Below are 18,330 nucleotides of genomic sequence, written 5' to 3' on the forward strand. Positions count from 1 at the left end.
AGTATGTGAGTATTAGTCCAGGCGATAACGCCGCACTCGCCCCATCACAGAACCGCCATGCTTTGGCTTCGGTCCTGTGCGCAATCATACCCGGCTTTGGTCAGTTCTATCATCGCCAGTGGGTGAAGGGGCTTGTCTTCCTGGTGTTGATCGGGAGTTTTTTGGGTGTTTTTTATGACTTCCTGAAACATGGACTGTGGGGACTGTATACGCTTGGCGAACAGGTTCCACGTGATAACTCCATTTTCCTGCTGGCTGAAGGGATAATCAGTGTCCTGATAGTCTGCTTTGGCGTAGGGCTCTATTTTCTTTCATTTCGGGATGCCTGGATAAACGGCAAAAAACGTGATGCCGGGCTACCGCTGAACAGTGTCCGTAAACAGTACCAGTTGCTGCTCAGCGAGGGTTTTCCCTATCTGATGATAACGCCCGGATTTATTCTGCTGGTGTTTGCCGTTATCTTTCCGATTTTATTCGGCTTCTCTATCGCCTTTACTAACTACAACCTGTACCACACGCCTCCGGCTAAACTGGTGGACTGGGTTGGATTTAAAAACTTTGTCAATATTTTTACCCTGAGTATCTGGCGCTCCACCTTCTTTGATGTTCTGCAATGGACGGTGGTCTGGACTCTGCTGGCAACCACCCTGCAATGTTCGGTGGGTGTGCTGCTGGCTATTCTGGTGAATCAAAAAGATCTGCGTTTTAAGCCGCTGATCCGTACTATTTTTATCCTGCCATGGGCGGTACCGGGCTTCGTCACCATTCTGGTTTTTGCTGGCATGTTTAACGACACTTTCGGGGTGATTAATAACTCTATTCTGGCTTTCTTCGGGGTAGAAGCCAAAGCCTGGATGACGGACCCATTCTGGACCAAAACAGCGTTGATTCTGATGCAAACCTGGCTCGGTTTTCCGTTTGTATTTGCCATGACCACCGGTGTATTACAGGCTATTCCCGATGATTTATATGAAGCGGCCACCATGGACGGCGCCAGCTCTTATACCAAGTTACGCACTATTACGTTACCGCTGGTGATGTACTCCATCGCCCCGATAATCATCACGCAATACACCTTCAACTTTAATAATTTCAACATTATTTATCTGTTTAACAACGGCGGCCCGGCGGTAGCGGGTTCCAACGCCGGTGGAACGGATATTCTGGTGTCGTGGATCTATAAACTGACTATGTCATCTTCCCAATACGCGATAGCAGCCACTATCACTATTTTGCTCTCAATTTTTGTGGTGGGCATCGCCCTGTGGCAATTCCGGGCAACCAAATCATTCAAAAATGATGACATGGCATAGGGGACAGAACATGGCTAAGTCGCAAAGTATCAAGCAGGAAAAATGGATCCGACTGTCTCTCTCATGGATAGTGATCATCTTCGTTTCCGTCATCATTATTTATCCGTTGATCTGGACGGTAGGCGCATCGCTTAATGCCGGTAACAGCCTGCTCAGCACCTCTATTATTCCGGAGAATCTGACGTTCGAGCACTATGCCAGTTTATTCAATGGCAATGTGGACTATCTGTCCTGGTACTGGAACTCAATGAAAATCAGTTTTCTGACCATGATATTCACTCTTATCAGCGTCAGTTTTACCGCCTACGCCTTCTCGCGCTTTCGGTTTAAGGGGCGTCAGAATGGGCTGATGCTCTTTCTGCTGTTGCAGATGATCCCGCAATTCTCAGCACTGATTGCCATTTTTGTCCTGTCGCAATTGCTCGGACTGGTTAATAGCCACCTGGCACTGGTTCTGATTTATGTCGCCGGCATGATCCCGATGAATACCTATTTGATGAAGGGTTATCTCGACGCGATTCCGAAAGATCTCGACGAATCAGCACGGATGGACGGTGCCAGTAACTTCCGTATTTTCATTGAGATAATTATGCCGCTATCAAAACCGATCCTTGCGGTCGTGGCATTGTTCTCTTTTACCGGACCGCTGGGTGACTTCATTTTATCAAGCACCATCCTGCGTACCCCGGACCAATACACCTTACCGATTGGCCTCTATAACTTAGTGTCACAAAAGATGGGCGCCAGTTACACCTTATATGCCGCAGGCGCGGTATTGATTGCAGTCCCGGTAGCGATTCTCTACCTGGCATTGCAGAAATACTTTGTGTCCGGGCTGACCTCAGGCAGTACTAAAGGATAAAACGATGAAAAAGTTTGCACCGACATTACTGGCAGTCTGTTTATCGCTCAGCATGACAGGCACCGCTTTTGCTACCAGCGATGTGACTATCACACCGTTTAAAAATATGCCTGCGGATTTTATTAAAGGCGCGGATATCTCGACCCTGGCTGAAGTTGAACGCCAGGGAGCCAAGTTCTATAACGAACAGGGTGTCCAGCAAGATGCTATCGCTATCTTAAAACACAACGGTGTTAACTATGTTCGCCTGCGTTTATGGGTCGATCCTAAAGATGCTAACGGTGCCACTTATGGCGGTGGCAGCAATGATCTTGAGACTACCCTCGCCTTGGCTAAACGAGTAAAGGGCCAGGGAATGAAGCTATTACTGGACTTCCACTATAGCGATTTCTGGACTGACCCGGGTAAACAGTTTAAGCCGAAAGCCTGGCAGAAAATGAATTATGACCAGCTCAAAGTCGCGATTCATGACTACACGCGTGACACCATCGCCACCTTTAAAAAAGAAGGCGTCTTGCCCGATATGGTACAAATCGGCAATGAAATTAACGGCGGTATGTTGTGGCCGGAAGGTAAAAGCTGGGGACAAAATGGCGGTGAATTTGATCGTTTAGCAGGACTGCTTAATGCCGCCATCATTGGTCTGCGTGAAAATCTTAGCTCCCCTTCTGATGTCAAAATTATGCTGCACCTCGCCGAAGGAACTAAAAATGATATGTTCCACTGGTGGTTCGACGAAATAACCAAACGTAATGTGCCGTTCGATATTATTGGTCTGTCAATGTACACCTACTGGAATGGTCCTATCAGCGCGCTGAAAGCAAATATGGATGATATCAGTAAGCGTTATAACAAAGATGTCATTGTGGTTGAGGCCGCTTATGGCTATAGCCTGGAAAACTGTGATAACGCGGAAAATAGTTTCAACGAAAAAGAAGCTAAAGACGGTGGCTATCCGGGCACTGTTCAGGGTCAGGCTAACTTTATTCGCGATCTTATACAGGCCGTAATAGATGTTCCTGATGGCCGCGGTAAAGGCATATTTTATTGGGAACCGACCTGGATAGTTGCGCCTGGAAATACCTGGGCAACACCAGTCGGGATGGAATATATAGAGGATCGCTGGAAAACAGGTAATGCCCGTGAAAACCAGGCGTTATTTGACTGCAAAGGTAAAGTCCTGCCCTCTATTAAAGTATTTAATTAATTACACCTGATGAATGGGTGAAATCTACAGTTTTATTTTAAGGATATATTATGTTTAAGTTTCCACCTTTAAGCGCAAAGGTTCCTGCGTTAATGCACGGTGCTGACTATAATCCAGAACAATGGGAGAATTATTCTGGCATTATTGAAAAAGATATTACAATGATGAAACAAGCAAAATGTAATATCATGTCTGTGGGAATATTTAGCTGGGCAAAACTTGAACCTCAAGAAGGTGTATATGATTTTGCCTGGCTCGATGAAATTATTGATAAACTCTATGCGGCTGGCATACATATATTTCTCGCCACCCCAAGTGGCGCTCGTCCGGCGTGGATGTCGCAAAAATATCCCGAAGTTCTGCGAATTGGACGTGACAGAGTGCCCGCGTTACATGGCGGACGCCATAATCACTGTCTGACTTCTCCGGTTTATCGTCAGAAGGTTCAGCAAATTAACCAGCAGCTGGCGGAGCGCTATGCGCATCATCCGGCGGTGATTGGCTGGCATATTTCTAATGAATATAGCGGCGAATGCCACTGTAATAGCTGTCAGGATAAATTCCGCGTCTGGCTAAAAGAGCGCTATCAGACTCTGGAAGCACTCAATGAAGCCTGGTGGAGTACTTTCTGGAGCCATACCTACAGTGACTGGTCACAAATTGAATCGCCAGCACCTCAGGGTGAGGTCTCTATTCACGGCCTGAATCTTGACTGGAAGCGTTTTAATACCGCTCAGGTTACTGATTTTTGCAGTGAAGAAGCAAAACCGTTAAAAGCAGTCAACCCGGCGATCCCCACGACCACTAACTTTATGGAGTACTTCTACGATTACGACTATTGGAAACTGGCAGAGGCTATCGATTTTATCTCTTGGGACAGCTATCCAATGTGGCATCGTGAGAAGGATGAAACCTTACTGGCCTGTTATACCGCGCTGTATCACGACATGATGCGCTCGCTTAAAGGGGGCAAGCCTTTCGTCCTGATGGAGTCGACGCCAAGCGCCACCAACTGGCAGCCGCTCAGTAAGCTGAAAAAACCGGGTATGCATATCCTCTCTTCGCTACAGGCTGTGGCCCATGGCGCAGATTCTGTGCAGTACTTCCAGTGGCGTAAAAGTCGTGGCTCGGTGGAGAAGTTCCACGGTGCGATTGTTGACCATGTCGGACATATTGATACCCGTGTGGGTCGTGAAGTCAGTGAACTGGGACGTATTCTGGAAGCAATGGCACCTGTTGCCGGTAGCCGCGTGGAAGCTAAAGTTGCGCTGATTTTTGACCAGGAAAGCCGCTGGGCGATGGACGATGCTCAAGGACCACGAAACAGTGGACTCGAGTTTGAAAAAACTCTGGCTGAACATTATCGTCCGTTCTGGGAGCAAGGGATCGCGGTAGATGTTATCAATGCCGACTGCGATATTTCCGACTATAGCCTGGTGATTGCTCCAATGCTGTATATGGTGCGCGATGGTTTTGCGGACAAGGTGACGCGTTTTGTTGAGCAAGGTGGTCAATTTGTTACCACCTACTGGAGCGGGATTGTTAATGAATCTGACCTCTGCTATCTCGATGGTTTCCCGGGCCCGTTACGCAAATTACTCGGTATCTGGGCTGAAGAGATAGACTCCCTGGGTGATGATGACAGCAATCAGATACAAGGATTAGCGGGTAATAAGGCAGAGCTGCAGGGACCCTATCAGGTGCGCGATTTGTGCGAACTGATTCACCTGGAAACAGCTGATGCCGTTGCCCGTTACCGGGAGGATTTCTATGCGGACCGCCCTGCAGTCACGGTCAATCAAGTCGGCTCAGGAAAGGCCTGGTATGTTGCCTCCCGTAATGATGCCGCATTCCAGCGTGATTTCTTCGGCAATATTATCCGTGAGCTTAAACTGCCGCGGGCTCTTGATAGCCAGTTCCCTGAGGGTGTGACGGCGCACCGCCGTACCGACGGTGAAAGTGAATTTATTGTGGTAGAAAACTACAGCGCCAAAACACAAACCCTGAAGTTACCGGCAGCCTTTATCGATATGGTCACCCGGGAAGCGGTAGAGGGCGATATCACCCTTTCCCCATGGGGAAGCCAGGTACTCACTCGCCGTATTGTCTAACAGCATCTGACGTTGTTCCCTGCCCATTCAGTCGAATGGGCATTTTTTTATCTGTCACTCAACGTAAAAGGTCATTATTATGGTAAGCCTGAAATCTTTACTCCATTATTCCACACACCCCAAACAGAGCCAGCCATTAACAGAGGCTGAGCAACAGCAGGCAGAGGAATTATTAACGTACTTCGGCGGGCGGGATAATATTCAACATATCGATGCCTGTATTACCCGGCTACGTGTCACGGTAAACGATTTATCAAAGGTGAATTCTGAAGCATTACAGAAAGCCGGGGCATTAGGCGTTATTATTCTTGGTAAAGAGGTGCATGCAATATTTGGTATGCAGTCAGATAATTTACGTAAAATACTGGATGAACGTTTTTCTCAGCGGTAATAAAAAAAGGGGTAACATAACTGTTACCCCAAACAAACCCATTAAAGTAAATCTAAAATAAATACCATCGGAGATGAGGTGCTATAACTAATGATAACGGTAATAAATATACTGCTGAATAAATAAGAGGCGTTAATTACCACCAGGCCTCAACTTGTACACCGAAGTTCCAGTCATTACTCGCGGTACCCTCTTTAAACGGCTTGCCGTCTTCAGAGTCATTCAGATAAGAGGCAAACACACGTAGTTCAGGGCGAGCCATAAAGTCTGTGGAAGGTGCCAGGCCGAGTGCAATAGTATATTTCTCGCCGCCTTGTTTATAATGCGTACCGTTGTTGTAGTTCTCTTTTTGATAGAAACCACCCACCTCACCAATACCGCGAACATATTCGGTGAACTGATACTGAGCGCGCCCCACCAGCGAGACCATGCGGGTTTTATCTGTGTACTCGGTGGTTTTATCCGCCGCGCCCAGGGTCAGGACATGATTAAGGGAGAACTTATCAGTGATAGGAATAAGCCCGGTGTTAATGACACGGTAACCCGTCGCTTTGTCAGTGAAGTTCCAGATATCGTACCAGCCGCCTCCCTGAGAGACCATATTCTGAGCCAGACCTTTGTTCGCGTACTGGAATACCAGTTTATTATAGCCACCGAACATATCCTGACTAATTTCACTGGTGACCATTACGCCATTTTTAGCGTCATACAGGCCACCGTACTCTTTTTGCTTTTTCGTTGGGTTTGGCATGGCGTAGTCAATACCAAACTCCGTCCATGCGCCCTGCCACGGCTTAAACCCGGCATAACGCAAATCAAGATAGTTGATATTGATATCTTTTTTGCCATCGAAATTACCATCAACATCATTGCCGTCACCACGTACCCAGGCAAATGAGACAGCCCCCGGACCGAAGCTATAGTTCTCAATCCCGGCACCCGATCCTGAAATATTCCAGTATTTGGTATCAATGATATGTAAGTCATGGCGCTGGTAATAACGTTTACCGCCCCAGATAACCGCCTCTTTATTGTCAGGGATCAGCCCCTTAATCTGGAGGTTTAACTGGCGCAGGCCAAATGTTGCATCGTCATTAAAGGTAGTTTCACTGTCATTTGAACCATCAGACTGCATGCTTACCATGGTGTTAACGTAAAAGCTGACATCATTTTTTTGGTAGACATTAGCACCGAGTTCAACCTCACCGTAGGTATCATTTTCGTTACCCAGACGGCCCAGTTTATTTTTTTGCCATTCCACCATGCCGCCATCCTGCGACACGCCGACACCACCACGTAAGTAGCCGTGAAAGTCTATTTTTTCAACTGCAAAAACAGCTGGTGACGTCAGCGCTGCAGCTAACGCAACAGATAAAACGCGCAATTTGGTGTTCATATCATCCTCTGTGTTATTTTGTTTTGTACTACGTTCACATTCAGGATGGTATAAAATGCTTAATTATAATAACTGGCAATCTACAGAGTGATTTATTGTGATTTAGTGCAAATAAATCAGCGTTAATTGTAACGATAAGTGACACCTCTCACTAATTTTTGTAATGTGATCGTAGTACATTTAATGACTACCTGGCGCAGCTAACCCGGGGTGCCAGGTTTTTAAGCCATACCCCTGTTACAATCAGGGAAGAACACTTACAGGGAACCGGATAATGAAGTCAAAAAACGCTACATTAGAAGACGTTGCTCGCCATGCTGGGGTCTCATATCAAACAGTATCAAGAGTATTAAACAAGTCAGCGAACGTTTCAGATACCACGCGCCGCAAGGTTGAAATGTCAATCGAGGAACTGCGTTACGTTCCCAACAAACTTGCTCAGCAGCTGGTTGGTAAGCAAAGTTTGACCGTCGGATTAGTGACCACATCCCTGGCATTACATGCCCCTTCGCAGATTGCAGCGGCGATTAAACAGTATGCTAATACCGAAGGTTATCAGGTACTGATTTCGATGATCGATGAGAACGTCTACCAAAGCATTCAGGATTCGATTAATGAACTGAAATCACAGCGCGTCAACAGAGTGATTATCAATGTGCCATTAGAAACTGATATTGCTGAGAAAATATCAAAAGATAATGATGATGTGATCTGTCTTTTTCTCGATGTGGACCCTTATAGCTCAGTGTTTAACGTTTCGTTTAACCCGGCTGATGGTACGCGGGCAAGCGTTAAATACCTTTATGAGCTTGGGCATCGTGAGATTGCGCTATTGGCCGGGCCTAAGCAGTCCGTTTCGGCCAATCTACGGCTTAAAAGCTGGCAGGAGACGCTGGAAGACTACAGCTTACAGCCAGCTATCGTGCTGCACGGGAACTGGGATGCTCAAAGCGGCTATAACTGTGCGTTGCAGATGTTGCGTGAAGTGCAACATTTCAGTGCGGTACTGGTTGCCAACGATCAGATGGCGCTCGGGGTACTGAGCGCATTTCATCAGCAGCAGTTGAGTATTCCGGGGCAAAAATCCGTTGTCGGCTACGATGATACCTATGAAAGCTCCTTTTTCTATCCGGCACTGACCACGGTATCGCTCGATCTCGATTTACAGGGAAAAGAAGCCGTGCGGCATATTCTGAGTGCCAGCGAGAGCGACACACAACGCTTATCTTCTATTTTGCCAGCGAAGCTGGTCATCAGAAACTCAACCGGGCCACAGGCGAAAGAAAAGCGTGATTTACAGCGGATTGCTGAAGAGTTGCGAGTGATTGCTCAGCAATTGTCCCAGTGATTCTGCCTGGCTCAATTTCCTAAAAAAACGCCAGGATACGCACTACAGTCAGGTGATAAAATAATCTATGAAGAGATGCTGAACCCATTTATGCTACAGGTAAATTTATGATTGCTGATTATCATCGTTTTACCGGAACATATTAACGTTACTCTTAAAGTTCACATTAACGACCAGGATTAATAAAATGAGTGAAATCAAATTATTGGGTATTGCAGGTAGCTTGCGTAAAGCCTCAACCAACCTCGGATTGCTTCGTGCCGCTCAATCGGCGTTACCCCAAGGCGCATCGCTGGAGATCGCCGATTTACTCGACGTTCCTTTCTATAATGCTGATTTAAAAGAAGTTCCGGAATCGGTTCAACGTATAGCAAAGCAGGCGCAGGATGCTGATGGTTTTGTCTTCGCTTGCACTGAATATAATTACTCTATGGCACCAGCCCTTAAAAACATTTTAGACTGGCTATCTCGCTTACCCGAGCCCTCCGTTCTCAGCGATAAACCTGCTGCATTGATGGGCGCAGGAGGCGGTATGGGGACATCCCGGGCGCAGTATCATTTACGCCAGACCTGCGTTTTCTTGAATATTCATCCGCTGAACAGACCTGAAGTTTTCTCGAGTGCTTTTGCCGGTGGTTTCGATGAGCAAGGCAACCTGCAAGATGAGAAAATCAAGGCATTAGTTGAAACCCAGATGCTGGCATTAACTCAGGCTATAACAGCCCAGGGAAAAAAATAAATAATCTGTGCTCGTCTTGATGAAACCACAAATAAAACAGCCGGCCAAGTTAAAAACCGGGCCGGCTGTTTGTTTTACTCGCTAGCTCTTACAGACTGGCGGTAAATGTACGGGTAATAACATCACGCTGTTGTTCTGGAGTCAGTGAGTTAAAACGTACCGCATAACCTGAAACACGAATGGTCAGCTGCGGGTATTTTTCCGGGTGCTTAACCGCATCTTCCAGAGTTTCACGACGCAGAACGTTAACGTTCAGGTGCTGACCACCTTCCACACGAATTTCTGGTTTTAATTCCATCGGAATTTCGCGGTACTCGAACTGTCCCAGTGCATCGATGGCTACAACTTCATCTTCTGCAAAACCGGCTTTAGCACATACGCAACGAGCTTCACCGGCTTCTTCATCGAGCAACCAGAAAGAGTTCAGAAGTTGATCGTTAGCTGCTTTAGTAATCTGGATACCTGTAATCATTGTATTTCTCCCTATGGGCTCATATTGCTGATTTTAGGGCCAGCACGCTGGCTCATTGGTAAAACCTTTGTATTAATAATGTTCTTATATCAGTCTGAGCCGGGCGATTCCTTGATTTAAATCAACAAAAATAACGTGCCTTTTGCAGGAGTGGCCAGATTTATTTGTTTTACATCAACTTACTGACTCCCAATAAAATCAAATTATTTTGTAAATTATCAAATTTTATTACTCATCACTGCCCCTCTAACGCGCAGATATTTTACCCTGAGAGAAGAAGCGGTTAAGCTACGGGCTGATGACTTCGCAGGAGAGCGAAATGACCACGACCCTCACCTGGCACGATGTGCTGGCAGAAGAGAAACAACAGCCTTACTTTGTTGATACCCTCAGTGCAGTCTCGGCTGCGCGTGCGGCGGGTGTCACGGTGTATCCGCCCCAGAAAGATGTGTTTAATGCTTTTCGCTTTACCGAACTTGGGAATGTGAAAGTGGTCATTTTAGGTCAGGATCCTTATCACGGCCCGAACCAGGCTCACGGACTCTCTTTCTCCGTCCTGCCGGGAATTAACCCGCCCCCTTCACTGGTCAATATGTATAAAGAGCTTGAAGCATCTATTCCGGGCTTCACGCGGCCAAAACATGGTTACCTTGAAAGCTGGGCACGTCAGGGCGTGTTATTGCTGAATACCGTACTCACGGTGGAAGCAGGGCTTGCCCACTCCCATGCGAAATTAGGCTGGGAAACCTTCACTGATAAAGTGATAGCGTTAATTAATCAGTACTGTGAAGGGGTGGTATTTCTGTTGTGGGGAGCACACGCGCAGAAAAAAGGTCGCATCATCGACAGACAGCGCCATCATGTCTTAGCCGCACCGCATCCTTCCCCGCTTTCTGCTCACCGTGGTTTCCTCGGATGCGGTCATTTCTTGCAAACTAACCAGTACCTGACAGAGCGTGGAGAGTCCCCTATTGACTGGACGCCTCAACTCCCGGAAGCCAAAGCTTAAAATACAAAACGCCTGATGGAATACATCAGGCGTTTAAAGGTAACGCGGATAAGACAACAAAGTGATTAGACTTTGTTTTGACGCCACCATTCTGCCAGTAATACGCCCGTTGCGACTGAAACGTTCAGGCTTTCAACATTACCTGTTCCATTAATCGCCACGCGCATATCAGCGTTGTCGAAGGTGGATTCAGAAACACCGTCACGTTCCTGACCTAATACCAGCACCATTTTTTTCGGTAACTTCGCGCTAAACAGCGGCGTTCCCTCGTGACTGGAAGTGGTGACTATCGCATAACCTGCACGACGGAAAGATTCCAGTCCATCGCTGAATGTCTCGCCGCTGATAGCAACAACATGCTCAGCGCCACCTTCAGCGGTACGTACTGCTGCACCAGACTCCAGTAAAGCCGCATCCTGAACCAGTAATCCTTTAATACCAAAGTGAGCGCAGCTACGCATAATGCCACCAAGGTTATGAGGATTACCCACTTCTTCCAGCGCCAGGACACAGTCTTCTTCACCTGCTTTTGAAAGCCAGCTTTGTACTGTAATCCCATTACGCTTCTTAATCAGGAAGCAAACACCGCCGTGATGTTCAGTACCGGACGCTTTTTCCAGTTCTTCATCTTCAACCACATGGTAGGCTTTGCGGTTTGCCGCCATCCAGCGCAGAGCTTCTTTAAAACGTGGGGTGACGCTTTGGATAAACCAGGCGCGGACAATACAATCTGGACGACTCTGGAATAACGCCTGGCAAGCATTTTCACCGTAGACGCGTGTTTCTTCAGCACGCTGACGGCGAATGACTTCAGGGTCGACAAAACTCTTGCCACTGATACCACCGTGATCCGGCACTGCAGGGACATTTTCCCGTGGAGCACGAGAAACCGTACGCCATGGCGAACCATCACTCCCCAGATCGTTATTATCGCTACGGGAGCGATCTCCACGTGGTTTATCAGCGTTACGAGCTGGACGACGAGCGCCTCCTTCATTACGTGACTGTCCTGCAGGACGCCCACCGCCTTTTCCGGTACGCGGATTCTGGCTGCGTTTATCACTGTCATCGTCACCGCGGACATACATCACTTTGACTTTGCCGCTTTTACCTTTAAATTCGTCGTTCATTATTCCTCCACCTCGCTGAGCGCAACGCGCGCAGATTACCTGATGTGGCGCGGCTTCGCCATTAACTTTAGTCAAAAGCTATTAACTATTACATCCATCGGGCAAATCGCCTGGTCACCCCTGCGGGTTAATTGATACTATCAAGCCTGAGATACCATACTGTAATACGTTTATACCCTAAATAATTCGAGTTTCCTGTAGGCGCCAAGTTCAGCCCGTCGATGAGCATAGATAAACTATGTGATTCGGCGGGCTGGACGCAGGCAACACCCAGGTAACTTGAAGTATGACGGGTATATATCATTTAATAACAGACGACTCTTTGAGGTTAGCCATGAATACCGTTTGTGCCGAATGCCAGGCGATTAACCGTCTGCCTGAAGACCGTATTGATGACGGAGCGAAATGTGGTCGCTGCGGCCATCAACTGTTTGATGGCGAAGTGGTTAACGCGACAGCTGCAACGCTGGATAAACTGCTGAAAGATGACTTGCCAGTCGTAGTGGACTTCTGGGCTCCCTGGTGCGGTCCTTGCGTGAATTTTGCGCCCATTTTTGAAGATGTGGCCGAAGAACGCAGCGACAAAGTCCGTTTTATTAAGGTCAATACTGAAGCTGAACAAGAGCTAAGTGCCCGTTTTCGTATCCGTAGTATCCCCACTCTGATGATTTTTAAACAAGGTCAGATGGTCGAGATGTTAAATGGTGCATTGCCAAAAGCGCAGTTTGATCGCTGGCTCGACGAGAAAATCTAAAACCAAGGGGCATCTTCGCCGTGCCCCTGATATTAATCCAGGTTAACATAGCGTTTTTAGACAGAATATCTTCATGACAGACAATGCTGTTCTTCGCCTTCGGACTGAGCGTCTTGCAAGGGCGACCCGCCCTTTTCTGGCTCGCGGGAATCGTGTTATTCGCTGCCAGCGCTGCTTGATCCCCCTTAAGCATTGCCTGTGTGCCACGATTAAACCGCAAACGGCCCGCAGTCGCTTCTGCCTGGTGATGTTTGATACCGAGCCCCTAAAACCCAGTAATACCGGCCGTTTAATTGCCGATATTCTTCCTGATACCGAGGCCTTTCAGTGGTCACGTACCGAACCGCCTGAAGATTTACTGGCTCTGGTCGCCAGTAACGATTATCAGCCCATGGTGGTCTTCCCTGCGAGTTATGCCGATAGCACACGCCAGATCCTCACGGCGCCCCCCACCAGCGGTAAGCCGCCATTGTTTATTATGCTCGATGGCACCTGGACCGAAGCGCGAAAAATGTTTCGTAAAAGTCCATACCTGGACGCTCTGCCGGTTATCTCTGTCGATTTAACTATTACTTCAACCTACCGTTTACGCGCAGCGCATGGTGATGGGCAGTACTGTACCGCCGAAGTCGCAGCAGCCTTGCTTGAACTGGCGGGTGATACCCAGGCTTCATCTGGTCTGCAGCAGCATTTTATTCATTTTCGTGAGTGCTATTTAGCAGGTAAACCCCATCATCAGGCCAGTATCACAGCAGAGTCGAGCGAAAGCGTTTAGAATCACTCAGACATCAGTTGTGGGAGAGCACTGTGAGCCAACGTGGACTGGAAGCGCTACTACGCCCGAAATCTATTGCCGTGATTGGGGCATCAGCAAAAAGCCATCGCGCAGGTTATTTGATGATGCGCAACTTACTGGACGGTGGGTTTAATGGCCCTATTATGCCCGTCACACCCGCTTATAAAGCAGTGTGTGGCGTACTGGCCTGGCCGGATGTGGCCAGTTTGCCTTTTGCCCCGGACTTAGCGGTTATCTGTACCCATTCGCGACGTAATCTCGAATTACTGGAAGCGCTGGGGGAAAAAAACTGCAAGGCATGTATTATTCTGTCGGCTCCTCCGGAACAGCTCCCCGAATTACAGGCGGTAGCCACACGCTGGCAAATACGTCTGCTGGGCCCTAATAGTCTTGGCTTACTTGCCCCCTGGCAGGGTCTCAATGCCAGTTTTTCTCCGGTTCCGATTCAAAAAGGTAAGCTGGCCTTTATTTCTCAGTCTGCCGCTGTGTCTAATACCATTCTGGACTGGGCCCAGCAGCGAGAAATAGGTTTTTCTTGGTTTATCGCTCTCGGGGATAGCCTGGATACCGACGTTGATGAACTCCTCGACTATCTGGCCCGCGATAGTAAAACCAGCGCAATTTTGCTTTATCTGGAACATCTGAGTGATGCCCGGCGTTTTGTCTCCGCCGCCAGAAGCGCCTCGCGTAATAAACCCATTCTGGTTATCAAAAGTGGCCGTAGTGCAAAAGCGCAGACCCTGTTAAAAACCCATCCAGGACTCGATGCCGCATGGGATGCCGCGATTCAGCGCGCCGGTTTACTTCGGGTGAAAGATACCCATGAACTGTTTTCTGCAGTAGAAACGTTAAGCCATATGCGTCCGTTGCGCGGCGAGCGATTAATGATCATCAGCAACGGTGCCGCCCCTGCGGCTCTGGCTCTGGATGAGCTTGAGCGTCGTAACGGAAAGCTTGCCACACTCAGCGAGCAGACGCTGAATCAGCTTAGGGAGTCGCTACCTGCCAGCGTAGAGCTTGGCAACCCTATTGATCTGCGGGATGATGCAACGGCAGAACGCTATCTCCAGGCGGTCAAAGCCTTGCTGGATAGCCAGGAAATTGATGCCTTGATGATTATCCACGCCCCGAGCGCAGTAGCCCCTGGCACCGCCAGCGCTCAGGCGCTTATTGAATTATTACGCAGCCATCCGCGCAGTAAGTATCTCAGCATCATCACTAACTGGTGTGGGGAATACTCCTCCCAGGAAGCACGACGTTTATTTAGCGACGCCGGTATTCCCACCTATCGTACACCTGAAGGCACTGTCACCGCCTTTATGCATATGGTTGAATACCGCCGAAATCAGAAACAGCTGCGTGAGACTCCTGCGCTGCCTGCCAATTTAACCGCCAATGCCAATACTGCCCATAATCTGATTCAGCAGGCAATGCAGGAAGGCGTCACAATGCTGGATACGCATGAGGTTAAACCGATCCTCGAGGCTTATGGCTTAACCACTCTTCCCACCTGGATTGCCAGCGATAGCGCAGAGGCGGTCTATATTGCGGAACAAATTGGCTATCCGGTGGCGCTAAAATTACGTTCTCCGGATATTCCGCATAAGTCGGATGTCCAGGGCGTGATGTTATATCTGAGAACTGCCAGTGAGGTTCAGCAGGCAGCGGAAGCCATTATTGACAGGGTAAAAATGACCTGGCCTCAGGCGCGTATTCATGGCTTATTGGTTCAGGGAATGGCTAATCGTGCAGGAGCTCAAGAACTACGAGTGGTGGTCGAACATGATCCTATCTTTGGCCCGCTGATTATGCTGGGTGAGGGAGGTGTCGACTGGCGTCCTAATCAGCAGGCTGCTGTCGCTCTGCCGCCTTTAAATATGAATCTGGCGCGCTACTTAGTCATCCAGGCTATTAAGATGGATAAAATTCGTAGCCGAAGCGCATTGCGTCCGCTGGATATTGCAGGGCTGAGTACTTTGCTAGTTCAAGTATCAAACCTGATTATAGACTGTCCGGAAATTACTCGTCTCGATATTCATCCATTGCTGGCTACCAATGATGAGTTTACGCTGCTGGATGTTACGCTTGAGCTGGCTCCCTTCGAGGGCGATGCTGATGCCCGGCTTGCAGTACGCCCCTATCCCCATCAGCTTGAAGAACATGTTCAGCTTAAAAATGGCGAGCACTGTTTATTCCGCCCTATCCTCCCTGAAGATGAACCGTTATTGCAGCAATTTATTGCCCAGGTCACAAAAGAGGATCTGTACTATCGTTACTTTAACGAAATCAACGAATTTACCCACGATGATTTAGCCAATATGACGCAGATAGATTACGATCGCGAAATGGCATTTGTGGCGATTCGTCAGAATGCTGGCAAAGAAGAGATCCTCGGTGTCACCCGGGCAATTTCAGATCCTGATAATCTTGATGCTGAGTTTGCGGTACTGGTTCGATCGGACTTAAAGGGTTTGGGACTAGGTCGTCGTTTGCTGGAAAAACTGATCATTTATACCCGGGACCACGGGTTGGAGAAACTCAATGGGATCACCATGCCAAACAACCGCGGAATGATAACTCTGGCCCGTAAGCTGGGCTTTATCGTCGATATTCAGCTGGAAGATGGTATTGTCAGTTTGACTTTACCCTTAGCTAAAATTGAGATTAGACAATAAAGTAAGGTAAAACAGCATCACTTTGTCAGGTAGTAGTGATATTATCAGCAAGTTATGACATCTGGATTTTCAGAAGGCCATCCATGAACAGAGAAGATATGCACTGTGATGTTGTCTAAATTTAAGCGATATAAACATCAACAACACCTTGCTCAGTTACCTAAGCTTTCTCAATCGGTTGATGATGTAAAAACCCTTTTCTCCCCGGCTGAGTTCCGAGAGACGTTGTTGCGTGAAATTGCTAATGCAAGAAAGCGTATTACTATTGTCGCACTCTACCTGGAACAGGATGAGGCGGGCCAAAGTATTCTTTCTGCGCTATATCAGGCAAAGCAACAGCATCCTGAGCTGAATATCACCATTCTGGTGGACTGGCATCGTGCCCAGCGCGGACGCATTGGTGTTGAAGCAACCAACACCAATGCGGACTGGTATCACCGTATGGCTGAGCAGCACCCGGATATGGATATTCCGGTCTATGGTGTGCCGGTAAATACCCGGGAAGCACTGGGTGTGTTGCACTTTAAAGGGTTTATTATTGATGACTCGGTAGTTTACAGCGGTGCCAGTATTAACGATGTCTACCTGCATCAGCAGGATAAATATCGCTACGACCGCTATCACCTCATCCATAATCCTAAGCTGGCTGATACCCTATCGGACTGGATCAACCAATATCTGGTTCGTGGTCGTGCCGTACACCGGCTGGACTCACCTACGCGTCCGAAGAGCCCGGATATCAAAAGTGATATTCGTCAGTATCGTCAGGAACTACGTGATACCGGTTTTACCTTCGAGGGTGATGCTGATAACGACAGTCTTGCTATTACGCCGCTGGTTGGCCTGGGCAAGACGAGTAGCCTGAATAAGGCGATATCTCATTTAATACCTTGTACTGAGCGTAAGCTGGTTATTTGCACCCCTTATTTCAACCTGCCAGCTGTGCTGGTACGCGGTATTATTAAGCTGCTGCGTGAAGGTAAACAGGTCGAAATTATTGTCGGTGATAAGACTGCGAATGATTTTTATATTCCTGAAGATCAGCCGTTTAAAATTATCGGCGCGCTCCCTTATCTCTACGAGATTAATTTACGTCGCTTCCTGAGCCGCCTTCAGTATTACGTTAGCAGTGAGCAGCTGACCGTACGCCTGTGGAAAGATGATGACAATACTTATCACTTAAAAGGGATGTGGGTGGACGATCGGTGGATGTTGCTGACAGGCAATAACCTTAACCCACGCGCCTGGCGTCTCGACTTAGAGAATGCCTTATTGATTCATGATCCTAAGCAAGAGCTGGCTGAGCTACGTACTAAAGAACTGGATCTGATCCGGACTCATACCACGGTAGTGCACCATTATCGTGATCTGGAAAGTATCGCCGAATATCCGGTAAAAGTACGCAAGTTGATTCGCCGTCTACGTCGTATCCGTGTTGATCGATTGATCAGCAGGATCCTCTAGAACCCGGATGATGAAAAGATAACAACTAAAAACCCTGTCATGCAGGGTTTTTTTATGCCCGAGGTTTGCTATGAAGAGACTGATATTACCCACCGTTTTTCTACTCGCTGGTTGTAGCCATACCGCTCATGACCAGTGGAGCGGCCAGGATAAAGCCCAGCATTTTATTGCATCAGCTATTTTGACAGCTGCAGGGAGTGAAGTGGCGCAGCGGCAAGGGGCGAGTTCTGTACGCAGTGCTAATATCGGTTTTCTATTCTCAGTCTCGCTTGGTGCGACAAAAGAGTTATGGGATAGCCGGGCAGCAGGAACCGGATGGAGCTGGAAAGATTTTGCCTGGGATGTCGCAGGTGCCGCAACGGGATACTCCCTCTGGCGCCTCGCCGACCAATAAGTCCTTTGCTGATACCGCATTGGCTGCATGCGTTCGGCTCAGCCACAAACTGATGTATGCTCCCTCATAACCTCCCTTGCCGCCTTGTCTCAGCGCAAAATCCTGCAGACGTATGAGTATTTTCCCGATTACAGACGCAAAAAAGCCCAGTCTTTCGACTGGGCTCTTGCTAAATTGATGCCTGGCAGTTCCCTACTCTCGCATGGGGAGACCCCACACTACCATCGGCGCTACGGCGTTTCACTTCTGAGTTCGGCATGGGGTCAGGT

Annotated in this window: 16 protein-coding genes and 1 rRNA gene; 13 read left to right on the plus strand and 4 right to left on the minus strand. The window is 48.2% G+C overall.

Annotated elements, in window-relative coordinates:
- Positions 1-5: 5 nt before the first annotated feature.
- The 5 genes from M2387_RS12800 (at position 6) to M2387_RS12820 (ending at position 5,884) form a co-directional block, all read left to right on the plus strand.
- Positions 6-1,313 carry a carbohydrate ABC transporter permease gene (locus M2387_RS12800; protein ID WP_409039887.1) on the plus strand — a complete coding sequence of 436 codons (1,308 nt, stop codon included), beginning with the start codon at positions 6-8 and terminating at the stop codon, positions 1,311-1,313.
- Between the two features lie 10 nt (positions 1,314-1,323).
- On the plus strand, positions 1,324-2,175 hold the full coding sequence (locus M2387_RS12805; RefSeq protein WP_259049795.1) for a sugar ABC transporter permease: 852 nt from the start codon (positions 1,324-1,326) through the stop codon (positions 2,173-2,175).
- Positions 2,176-2,179: 4 nt separating this feature from the next.
- Positions 2,180-3,382: a glycoside hydrolase family 53 protein gene (locus M2387_RS12810; RefSeq protein WP_259049797.1), complete on the plus strand. Its 1,203-nt coding sequence runs from the start codon at positions 2,180-2,182 to the stop codon at positions 3,380-3,382.
- A gap of 50 nt (positions 3,383-3,432) precedes the next feature.
- Positions 3,433-5,493: a beta-galactosidase gene (locus M2387_RS12815; RefSeq protein ID WP_259049799.1), complete on the plus strand. Its 2,061-nt coding sequence runs from the start codon at positions 3,433-3,435 to the stop codon at positions 5,491-5,493.
- Between the two features lie 79 nt (positions 5,494-5,572).
- Positions 5,573-5,884 carry a glucose PTS transporter subunit EIIB gene (locus M2387_RS12820; protein ID WP_259049801.1) on the plus strand — a complete coding sequence of 104 codons (312 nt, stop codon included), beginning with the start codon at positions 5,573-5,575 and terminating at the stop codon, positions 5,882-5,884.
- Between the two features lie 136 nt (positions 5,885-6,020).
- On the opposite strand, the gene M2387_RS12825 is transcribed toward M2387_RS12820, so the two are convergent.
- Positions 6,021-7,280, minus strand: coding sequence for a maltoporin (locus M2387_RS12825; protein ID WP_259049802.1), 1,260 nt, complete (start codon positions 7,278-7,280; stop codon positions 6,021-6,023).
- Positions 7,281-7,554: 274 nt separating this feature from the next.
- On the opposite strand from M2387_RS12825, the gene M2387_RS12830 reads away from it, so the two are divergent.
- Both M2387_RS12830 and M2387_RS12835 read left to right on the plus strand, forming a co-directional pair.
- Positions 7,555-8,628, plus strand: coding sequence for a LacI family DNA-binding transcriptional regulator (locus M2387_RS12830; RefSeq protein ID WP_259049803.1), 1,074 nt, complete (start codon positions 7,555-7,557; stop codon positions 8,626-8,628).
- 187 nt (positions 8,629-8,815) lie between these two features.
- Positions 8,816-9,367 (plus strand): NADPH-dependent FMN reductase, encoded by a 552-nt coding sequence (locus M2387_RS12835; RefSeq protein WP_259049805.1) that lies wholly within the window; start codon positions 8,816-8,818, stop codon positions 9,365-9,367.
- An 88-nt stretch (positions 9,368-9,455) separates the two neighbouring features.
- On the opposite strand, the gene grcA is transcribed toward M2387_RS12835, so the two are convergent.
- Positions 9,456-9,839, minus strand: coding sequence for an autonomous glycyl radical cofactor GrcA (grcA, locus tag M2387_RS12840; RefSeq protein ID WP_259049807.1), 384 nt, complete (start codon positions 9,837-9,839; stop codon positions 9,456-9,458).
- A 319-nt stretch (positions 9,840-10,158) separates the two neighbouring features.
- Between grcA and ung the strand changes: the two genes are divergently transcribed.
- Positions 10,159-10,848 (plus strand): uracil-DNA glycosylase, encoded by a 690-nt coding sequence (ung, locus tag M2387_RS12845; RefSeq protein ID WP_259049808.1) that lies wholly within the window; start codon positions 10,159-10,161, stop codon positions 10,846-10,848.
- A gap of 65 nt (positions 10,849-10,913) precedes the next feature.
- Here the strand turns inward: ung and M2387_RS12850 are convergent, their stop codons facing one another.
- A complete protein-coding gene (locus tag M2387_RS12850; RefSeq protein WP_259049811.1) occupies positions 10,914-11,978 on the minus strand; it encodes a tRNA/rRNA methyltransferase in 1,065 nt (354 codons plus the stop codon).
- A 334-nt stretch (positions 11,979-12,312) separates the two neighbouring features.
- Here M2387_RS12850 and trxC point away from each other — a divergent pair, with 334 nt between their 5' ends.
- From trxC to M2387_RS12880, 5 genes are all read left to right on the plus strand, one after another.
- On the plus strand, positions 12,313-12,732 hold the full coding sequence (gene trxC, locus M2387_RS12855) for a thioredoxin TrxC (RefSeq protein WP_259049813.1): 420 nt from the start codon (positions 12,313-12,315) through the stop codon (positions 12,730-12,732).
- Positions 12,733-12,805: 73 nt separating this feature from the next.
- Entirely contained in the window at positions 12,806-13,507 is a 702-nt protein-coding gene (locus M2387_RS12860; RefSeq protein ID WP_259049815.1) for a tRNA-uridine aminocarboxypropyltransferase, read from the plus strand.
- Between the two features lie 32 nt (positions 13,508-13,539).
- Positions 13,540-16,203: a bifunctional acetate--CoA ligase family protein/GNAT family N-acetyltransferase gene (locus M2387_RS12865; RefSeq protein ID WP_259049817.1), complete on the plus strand. Its 2,664-nt coding sequence runs from the start codon at positions 13,540-13,542 to the stop codon at positions 16,201-16,203.
- A 108-nt stretch (positions 16,204-16,311) separates the two neighbouring features.
- On the plus strand, positions 16,312-17,667 hold the full coding sequence (pssA, locus tag M2387_RS12875; protein ID WP_259049885.1) for a CDP-diacylglycerol--serine O-phosphatidyltransferase: 1,356 nt from the start codon (positions 16,312-16,314) through the stop codon (positions 17,665-17,667).
- Positions 17,668-17,737: 70 nt separating this feature from the next.
- The gene (locus M2387_RS12880) at positions 17,738-18,061 is read left to right on the plus strand and encodes a YfiM family lipoprotein (RefSeq protein WP_259049819.1); all 324 of its coding nucleotides are present in this window, start codon (positions 17,738-17,740) and stop codon (positions 18,059-18,061) included.
- Positions 18,062-18,240: 179 nt separating this feature from the next.
- Here the strand turns inward: M2387_RS12880 and rrf are convergent.
- Positions 18,241-18,330, minus strand: a 5S ribosomal RNA gene (gene rrf / locus M2387_RS12885); the annotation flags it as partial.

Origin of the sequence: Klebsiella sp. BIGb0407 (assembly GCF_024807845.1) — a bacterium.
Lineage (GTDB): Bacteria > Pseudomonadota > Gammaproteobacteria > Enterobacterales > Enterobacteriaceae > JGM124.

Coding starts and splice junctions, on each gene's coding strand:
- pssA (WP_259049885.1), top strand. CDS start 16,312: ATGTTGTCTAAATTTAAGCGATATAAACATCAACAACACCTTGCTCAG.
- M2387_RS12835 (WP_259049805.1), top strand. CDS start 8,816: ATGAGTGAAATCAAATTATTGGGTATTGCAGGTAGCTTGCGTAAAGCC.
- M2387_RS12820 (WP_259049801.1), top strand. CDS start 5,573: ATGGTAAGCCTGAAATCTTTACTCCATTATTCCACACACCCCAAACAG.
- M2387_RS12815 (WP_259049799.1), top strand. CDS start 3,433: ATGTTTAAGTTTCCACCTTTAAGCGCAAAGGTTCCTGCGTTAATGCAC.
- grcA (WP_259049807.1), bottom strand. CDS start 9,839: ATGATTACAGGTATCCAGATTACTAAAGCAGCTAACGATCAACTTCTG.
- M2387_RS12850 (WP_259049811.1), bottom strand. CDS start 11,978: ATGAACGACGAATTTAAAGGTAAAAGCGGCAAAGTCAAAGTGATGTAT.
- M2387_RS12810 (WP_259049797.1), top strand. CDS start 2,180: ATGAAAAAGTTTGCACCGACATTACTGGCAGTCTGTTTATCGCTCAGC.
- ung (WP_259049808.1), top strand. CDS start 10,159: ATGACCACGACCCTCACCTGGCACGATGTGCTGGCAGAAGAGAAACAA.
- M2387_RS12830 (WP_259049803.1), top strand. CDS start 7,555: ATGAAGTCAAAAAACGCTACATTAGAAGACGTTGCTCGCCATGCTGGG.
- M2387_RS12825 (WP_259049802.1), bottom strand. CDS start 7,280: ATGAACACCAAATTGCGCGTTTTATCTGTTGCGTTAGCTGCAGCGCTG.
- M2387_RS12880 (WP_259049819.1), top strand. CDS start 17,738: ATGAAGAGACTGATATTACCCACCGTTTTTCTACTCGCTGGTTGTAGC.
- M2387_RS12805 (WP_259049795.1), top strand. CDS start 1,324: ATGGCTAAGTCGCAAAGTATCAAGCAGGAAAAATGGATCCGACTGTCT.
- trxC (WP_259049813.1), top strand. CDS start 12,313: ATGAATACCGTTTGTGCCGAATGCCAGGCGATTAACCGTCTGCCTGAA.
- M2387_RS12860 (WP_259049815.1), top strand. CDS start 12,806: ATGACAGACAATGCTGTTCTTCGCCTTCGGACTGAGCGTCTTGCAAGG.